The organism is Bacillus sp. DNRA2 (assembly GCF_012843265.1).
GTDB lineage: Bacteria > Bacillota > Bacilli > Bacillales > Cytobacillaceae > Bacillus_BU.
Genome location: NZ_JABAIT010000063.1, coordinates 1 through 2,446, shown reverse-complemented (window position 1 = coordinate 2,446; position 2,446 = coordinate 1). Strand labels below are relative to the sequence as shown.

2 protein-coding genes are annotated in these 2,446 nt (G+C 39.8%); both read right to left on the bottom strand.

Features of this window, described 5'->3' with window-relative positions; genetic code table 11:
• Positions 1–70: 70 nt before the first annotated feature.
• Entirely contained in the window at positions 71–808 is a 738-nt protein-coding gene (istB, locus tag HHO41_RS21920; protein WP_211171276.1) for an IS21-like element helper ATPase IstB, read from the bottom strand.
• On the bottom strand, positions 808–2,307 hold the full coding sequence (gene istA / locus HHO41_RS21915; protein WP_169102704.1) for an IS21 family transposase: 1,500 nt from the start codon (positions 2,305–2,307) through the stop codon (positions 808–810). Before istA ends, istB begins: the two co-directional genes overlap by 1 nt.
• Between the last annotated feature and the right edge of the window lie 139 nt (positions 2,308–2,446).

Sequence of the window (2,446 nt, the reverse complement as noted above, 5' to 3'; positions counted from 1 at the left end):
CTGTTTTTTGCAAGCAGAAAGTGCAGAAAAATGCAGCGAAATTTACATAGGCTTGCAGCTATAATTTACATTAAATTCCATCTGGTGATTTTACAGAGGAAAGTGCATTTTTCAACCGGTAACTTTCCCCTGTGAACGCTATAACATGCGCGTGGTGCACCAATCTATCCACAAGGGCAGATGTTAGACGGTTATCCCCAAAAATCCGATTCCATTGACCAAATTCCAAATTTGAAGTAACAATAACACTCTTGTGCTCATAACAGTCCGCAATTATGTGAAACAACAATTCAGATCCTTGCTTTTGAAAGGGGACGTATCCCAATTCATCTAGGATAAGCAAATCACACTTCTCAATCTGCCTTTTTAATCTGTGTAAAGTGCCCTGTTTCATTGCTTCTTCTAAATGTCCAACTAAATCAGCTACTCTGAAAAAACGGACCTCATAGCCCATTTCACAAGCCTTCACGCCTAAGGCTGTTCCTAGGTGAGTTTTGCCTGTGCCTGGTGTCCCCAAAAGAAGTAGGTTCTGTTTTTCCTTAATAAAACGGAGATCACAGATTTCCTCTTTCGAGGTTGTAGCCGGTAAGTGCTGTTGTTCAGACCAATCATAGTCCTTAAGCCATTTAAGCTCTCTAAATTTAGCCTTTTTTATCAATTTGGAGACTTTTGTAGTTTGTCTGGAATTGACTTCAATTGATAGAACATCACGCAAATACTGTTCTTTATTATCAAAAGGGACTTCCTCAAATTCCTCGAAAATATGTGCTAAGTGGAGTGTTTTACAAATAGCCATTAAATTAGCCATCAGGAAACACCTCTTTCCAAGGAAGGACATAGCCTCTTGTCATAAGTGTGTAAATCTGTTTCGTAATTTAGCAATACCTCCGGCGTGTACACTTCGTTTAATTTTTCTGGATAGGTTGCTTCTTTGGCTTCCAGGATATACCCAAGTTCATGCGGAGCTCTTTCAAACCGTTCTTCCGTTTCCAAGACCGAATCAATATCACTTAGCGAATGCTTTTCTAATAATTTCTTTAACCCCTTTACCCGGGATCTGATTTCTTCTGATTGTATCGTCAGATACGTTTGAACTCTCTTCGGCAAATACTTGAAAAAGCGTGAATAACTCACGGACCGTGGCTTCTTCTCCCAATCTATTAAAATATCATTCCACGGAATCGCTCTTGTCGTATTCATATAAGGGCGGTCTTCTTGGTAAACAATTTCTCCGTCATTTGTAAAACAGGTGAATCGATCCCATTCCATTTTGAGGACTAATGCTTGTCTCATTCTCGCTTTGTGGATAACAAATTTATCGCCGTCAACTTCAATTTCTCCGTATTTATTAACCTTTGGAGTTTTCACTGAATAAATCGTAAGATCAGTTAAAGGCATGGCTTTCAGATGCTTTTTATCCTCTTTCCAAAGCTCATCAATCAACACATTTTTATCATAGTGGAGTCGTTGCCGATCCTTTTCCATTTCTTCCTTCATCCAGCCTGCTAATTGTGGAAAACTCTCCATTATCGGTGCTGTTGTAAACAGATTATTCCTTGTATATCCAACCTTTTTTTCTACATTTCCCTTCTCATGTCCACTTGCAGGATTACATGGCTGCACTTCAAATCCGTAATGGCATTTAAATCTCATAAATGCATCGGTATAGGTCCTATTGTTACCTTTTCCTATTGAAACAACAGCCGCAGCTAGGTTATCTATACGCAAATAGGTTGGAACCCCTCCGGCTTGGTGAAACAACTGTTTTAACCCCTCAAGGAAACACTCTGTATTTTCACTAGGAAGGGGGTAGCCAAAGCCAGCATTACTATGTGGAAAACTTAGAATTAGGGCCTTGATATCTTTATAGGCTCCGTCTTTTACGACGGTCATGTTCCCGAAGTCCACCTGCGCTTCACCTGGTGGGTGTTCTAAACGTTCATGTCTTTCAATCTTGGCTGCTTTGAGCTGAGGCTTTCGGTTCTGAATATATTCGCATACGGTCCGATAGGACCCTTTAAAATTATGATTATCCCTTAGATCTTCATGAATCTTCTTACTGGTCCTCCGATCCTTTCTCTTGAGTTTCATGTCCTCCTCAAGCCAATCGTCAACAATTTCACCGAACCCTTCCTCATACATCATTCCCTTTTTGGTGAACTTCAGAGCTTCATTAAAACTTTCTCCATCAGCGTACTTCTTAACCGTCCTCCAATTACATCCAGTTTTTCTTGCAATTTCATTTATTGATAAGTCTTCTTCTTCTCTTAAATGTTTGATATAATCTACTTCAGGCATTGCTAGCATCCTTTCATGTCCTCCCCCTGTTGTGATCGCTCAATCAAAACAGTAGGAGATATTTTAGGGGCTGGCAAGCCTTTTTTTATGCAGTTAAGTTCTGCACAAATTCCTCGCAAACCTCTGTACTTTTATTTTGCAATAAACA

Bases quoted from the DNA above. Each gene is read 5' to 3' on its own strand.
- istA (WP_169102704.1), bottom strand. From the start codon at position 2,307: ATGCTAGCAATGCCTGAAGTAGATTATATCAAACATTTAAGAGAAGAA.
- istB (WP_211171276.1), bottom strand. From the start codon at position 808: ATGGCTAATTTAATGGCTATTTGTAAAACACTCCACTTAGCACATATT.